Source organism: Candidatus Allofournierella merdavium (assembly GCF_944382735.1).
In the GTDB taxonomy this organism is placed as follows: Bacteria; Bacillota; Clostridia; order Oscillospirales; family Ruminococcaceae; genus Allofournierella_A; species Allofournierella_A merdavium.
This window is the reverse complement of sequence record NZ_CALWND010000023.1, coordinates 1-4,544: the sequence shown is the minus strand read 5'-3', so window position 1 is coordinate 4,544 and position 4,544 is coordinate 1. Positions and strand designations below refer to the sequence as shown.

The window sequence follows — 4,544 nt, the reverse complement described above, 5'->3', positions numbered from 1 at the left end:
CAAGTTCTTCTTATTGTTCAATTTTCAAGGTCCTCTGCGCCTCGCCTTTTCGTGAGGCAGCCTGTTTATTATATCGCGTCAGGTTTTGTTTGTCAAGACCTTTTTGCGATTTTTTGAGGCGGCCCGTTTGGCGGCCGGTGTTCTCCGGCTCCCTTCCAGGGGGCGCAAGACAGTATTATACGAGCATGAAAGAAAAAAGTCAACCCTCTTTTTCAAGTTTTTTGATTTTTTCCTCCGCCCTCCTGAGGATGGCCCGGCCGGCGGCCTTCTATACATCATACAATAAAAATCCGCCCCGGCAAAAAGCCGGGGCGGCAAAGGAAACGGATCAGGCGAGTTCCCGGTTCTTTTCGGCGCACCAGTCGGCCACCTGCTTTGCCACCGGTTCGATGGCGCCCGCCTGGAAGGGCACCGCGAAGCCCGCGGCGCTCACCAGGCCGGCGTAGGTGTCGGAGCCGGCCTTCTTCACCAGTGCCAGGTACCGCTGCCAGGCGTCCTCCCGGTCCGCCAGGGAGGCGGCGAAGAACTGCAGCGCGGCCATCTGGGCCAGGCAGTAGTCGATATAGTAGAAGGGGGCCTCGTAGATGTGCAGCTGCCGCTGCCAGCCCGCGCCCCGGCCGTAGAAGGGCAGCGCGTCGAAGTCGTTCCAGGGGCGGTACTTGCGTTCCAGTTCCAGCCAGACGCCGTTGCGCTCGTCGGGGGTGAGGTGGGGCTGGGCGTAGACGATGTGCTGGAACTCGTCCACCATACAGCCGTAGGGCAGGAAGGTCAGGGCGTCCTCGGCGTGGGCCAGGGCGTACTTGGCAGTGGCCCGCTGATCCCCGCCGAAGAACAGGTGGTGCCAGGGCGCGGTCAAAAACTCCATGGACATGCTGTGGATCTCGCAGCTCTCCATGCTGGGGCTGGCCAGTTCCTGACACATGCCCTGGCCCGCGGCCACCCAGGCCTGGAAGGCGTGGCCCGCCTCGTGGGTGAGCACGTCCACGTCGCCGGAGGTGCCGTTGAAGTTGGAGAAGATGAAGGGCGCGCCGTAGGCGGGGATGGTCTCGCAGTAGCCGCCGGTGGCCTTGCCGGGGCGGCTGACCAGGTCGAACAGCTCGCTCTCGGTCATGAAGCGGATGAAGCGGGCGGTCTCGGGGCTGAGTTCGGTGTACATCTGCACCGCCTTTGCCAGCAGCTGGTCAGCGGTGCCCACCGGGGTGGGGTTGCCGTCGGCAAAGGAGACGGTGGTGTCGTAGAACCTGGCGTCGGCGATGCCGGTGCGCTCAAACTGGGCCCGCATGGACTCGTGGGCCAGGGGGGTGACATACCTGGCCACCTGCTCCCGGAAGCTGGCCACCTCTTTGGGGCCGTAGCCCAGGCGGCCCATCCGCTTGTAGGAGAGGTCCACATAGCTGTCGTAGCCCAGTTTGCGGGCCTGGGCGTTGCGGTTTTCGATCATCTTCGAGTAGATGTCGTCCAGCTCTTCCCGGTTGCGGTCGTAGAAACCGCCCTCGGCCTCGAAGGCGGCCTTGCGCACCGCCCGGTCCAGGCTCTGCTTGTAGGGGTCCAGGCCCGGCAGGGTGAGGGTCTTGCCGTCGAACTCCACCGCAGCGCCGGCCTTGATCTTCTGGTACCGGCTGGAGAGGGCGTTCTCCTGCTGCATCAGCTCCAGCACCTCGTCGGAGGCGGCGCTCACCGCCAGTTCCATCTTGTCCAGCAGGATGGGGGCGTAGGCCTCGGCCAGGGCCTGCTTGTGCTCGCTGGCCAGCACCGCCCGGTAAAATTCCAGCTGGGCGTTGCCCACCTCGGGCGCGGCGTTGTCGAAGAAGTCGTTCTCGGCGTCGTAGAACTGGTCGCGGGTGTCCAGCGTGTGCCGGATCTGGGCCAGGCGGTAGGCGGTGGCAAAGGCGTCGTCCAGCTGGGTGTGCAGCCGGAACAGGTCCACCAGCTCCTTGCCGGAGGCCGCCGCGCCGGCCCGCTGGGCCATCTCGCGGTAGCGCTCCACGGTCAGCGCCGCGTTGGGGCGGGTATAGGGCATCTGGGAAAATTTCAATGGGTTCCCCCTCTTTCCTTGTAAACTTGTGAGCCGCCGGGCGGCTTATACAAATAGTGTACACCGTTTTTGTGAACAATTCAAATTTCTTTGCTGTCGTACCTTGTAAAACAATGGGCCGGAGGGTATAATGGGGCATGCAGAGTAAAAGCCTGCGCGTCAAGTGCCGACCCGACGGGGAGTTGCGGGGCGGACGAAGGGCCTTTTGGGCCCGCGGTGCCGGCTTTGCATCCCGCTGCTGCATAACTGTAACGCGCGGGGCCGGGTCTGCAAAGGGGCGCTCCGCGCTTTTTTGCACCCTGTCCGCCGGGCCTCTTTCAATTGTGCGGCAATCGCAGCCGCCGCTTTCCGCGGCCCGTCGAAGGAGGTTTTTCGTATGCGTTTTCCCCTGAAAGTTCAACTGGTGGACAGCCTGGCCGAGTTTGGCCGCACCCGCAGCCTGGTGCTGGCGGGGCTGCTCACCGCCGCCGCCGTGATCATCGACCGGGTGTTCACCCTGGAGGTGAGCCCGGTGCTGGAGATCGGCTTCGCCTTTCTGGCCACGGCGCTGTGCGCCGCGCTGTGCGGGCCGTGGGTGGCGGGCACCGCCGGGGTGGCGGTGGACCTGCTGAGTTATTTTTTGCGGCCCAACGGCGCCTTTTTCTTCGGCTTTACCTTCAACCAGTTTTTGCTGGGCTTCCTCTATGGGCTGTGGTTCTACAAGCGCCGGCCCCGCCCGGCGCTGGCGGTGGGCGCCTGCCTGACGGTGACGCTGCTCATCAACTTCCTGCTCACCCCGCTGTGGCTGCACCTGATGTACGGCCGGGCCTTTGTGATCTTCAGTTCGGTGAAGATCATCAAGAACATCATCAAGCTGCCCATCGACGCGGCGCTGCTGTACGGCACGCTGAAGGCCGCGGAGCACACCCGCCGCCGGGCCGCCGTATAAGACTGCAAAAACACCGCCCCCGGCCTGCACGGCCGGGGGCGGTGTTTTCTCTTGGATCGCAGGGGATCACAGGTCCACCGGCGCGGCCTGTTCCTCCATGTGGTGACGCTCGGCATAGCCGGTGAGCATCAGGGTCAGCGCGCCGTCGCCGGTGACGTTGCAGGCGGTGCCGAAGCTGTCCTGCAGGGCGAAGACGGCCAGCATCAGGGCGGTGCCGTCCTCGCCGAAGCCCAGCACGCCGATGATCAGGCCCAGGGAGGCCATGACGGTGCCGCCGGGCACGCCGGGCGCGCCGATGGCAAAGACGCCCAACAGCACGCAGAACAGGATCATGGTGCCCAGGCCGGGCAGCTCACCGTAGAGCACCTTGGAGACGGTCATGACAAAGAAGACCTCGGTGAGGACGGAACCGCAGAGGTGGATGTTGGCAAACAGCGGGATGCCGAAGTCCACCATATCCCTGCGCAGCACCTTGCTCCTGCCCGCGCACTGCAGCGCCACGGCCAGAGTGGCGGCGCTGGACATGGTGCCCACGGCGGTGAGGTAGGCGGGGCCGTAGTGGCGCAGCACCTCCCAGGGGTTCTTGCCGGAGTAAATGCCCGCAACACCGTACAGCACGGCCAGCCAGATGTAGTGGCCCACCATCACGATGACGATGACGATCAGGAACACCGGCAGCTGTTTGGTGATGGACCCCTCCCAGGCCAGACCCATGAAGGTGGCGGCGATGAAGAAGGGCAGAACGGGGATGACCACCTTTTTTACCACATCCAGCACGATGTTCTGGAACTCAATGAGCACCTTGGTGGTGGTGTCCGCCTTGGTCCACACGGCGGCCAGGCCGATCAGCACGCTGAACACCAGGGCGCTCATGACCGGCATGATCTGGGGGATATCCAGCTGGAAGGCCACGGCGGGCAGCTCCCGCAGGCCCTCGGCAGAGTTGGCGATGTTCAGGTTGGGGATGATGGCAAAGCCCGCCGTCATGGACAGCAGCGCGGCCAGCACGCTGGAGACATAGGCGATGGCGATGGCCACGCCCAGCATCCGGGTGGCGCTGTTGCCCAGCTTGGTGATGGAGGGCGCGATAAAGCCGATGATGATGAGCGGCACGCAGAAGTTGATGAGCTGGCCCATGATATATTTCAGCGTCACCACCACCTGCATCACACCGTTGCCGATGTCCTGGTTCGGGATGAGCGGGATGAGCAGACCCAGCGCGATGCCGGCGATGATCGCCAGCAGCAGCCGCACCGGCAGGCTTGTCAAGAATTTTTTCATGCGAAGATCCTCTCTTTGTTTGTGTGTTTGTTTGCCGGCGAGGGCCTGGGGACGGCCGCTTCCGGTTTGTCATCCCATTGTATCCGCTTTCGCATTTTGTGTCAATAATTCATCACAAGGTCATTTATTCTTATCGCAATCGTCAGCCGCGGGTCCGGGCGGGTGTCCGGCGGGGCGCTGTGCGAGCCGGTCGCGCCGCCGGGCAGAAAAAGAGCGCGGAAGGAAAGGCACCCCCGCAAAAGGACAACAATAAAACCGATTTTGCGCATCCGTGATGAAGGGTCTGCAGAAATCCGCAGG

Annotated in this window: 4 protein-coding genes and 1 riboswitch; of the genes, 1 reads left to right on the top strand and 3 read right to left on the bottom strand. The window is 63.5% G+C overall.

Features of this window, described 5'->3' with window-relative positions:
* Positions 1-328: 328 nt before the first annotated feature.
* The gene (locus tag ACH2A7_RS12425; protein WP_394962254.1) at positions 329-2,035 is read right to left on the bottom strand and encodes a M3 family oligoendopeptidase; all 1,707 of its coding nucleotides are present in this window, start codon (positions 2,033-2,035) and stop codon (positions 329-331) included.
* Between the two features lie 138 nt (positions 2,036-2,173).
* A riboswitch (THF riboswitch) is annotated at positions 2,174-2,275 on the top strand.
* A gap of 136 nt (positions 2,276-2,411) precedes the next feature.
* On the opposite strand from ACH2A7_RS12425, the gene ACH2A7_RS12420 reads away from it, so the two are divergent.
* Complete coding sequence (locus ACH2A7_RS12420; protein WP_394962253.1) at positions 2,412-2,963, top strand: folate family ECF transporter S component; 552 nt, start codon at positions 2,412-2,414, stop codon at positions 2,961-2,963.
* 66 nt (positions 2,964-3,029) lie between these two features.
* On the opposite strand, the gene ACH2A7_RS12415 is transcribed toward ACH2A7_RS12420, so the two are convergent.
* Both ACH2A7_RS12415 and ACH2A7_RS12410 read right to left on the bottom strand, forming a co-directional pair.
* Complete coding sequence (locus ACH2A7_RS12415; RefSeq protein WP_394962252.1) at positions 3,030-4,244, bottom strand: dicarboxylate/amino acid:cation symporter; 1,215 nt, start codon at positions 4,242-4,244, stop codon at positions 3,030-3,032.
* 101 nt (positions 4,245-4,345) lie between these two features.
* Positions 4,346-4,544, bottom strand: a 199-nt coding sequence (locus ACH2A7_RS12410) for a hypothetical protein (RefSeq protein WP_394962251.1), incomplete at its 5' end; no start/stop codon positions are given.

Coding starts and splice junctions, on each gene's coding strand:
- ACH2A7_RS12420 (WP_394962253.1), top strand. CDS start 2,412: ATGCGTTTTCCCCTGAAAGTTCAACTGGTGGACAGCCTGGCCGAGTTT.
- ACH2A7_RS12415 (WP_394962252.1), bottom strand. CDS start 4,244: ATGAAAAAATTCTTGACAAGCCTGCCGGTGCGGCTGCTGCTGGCGATC.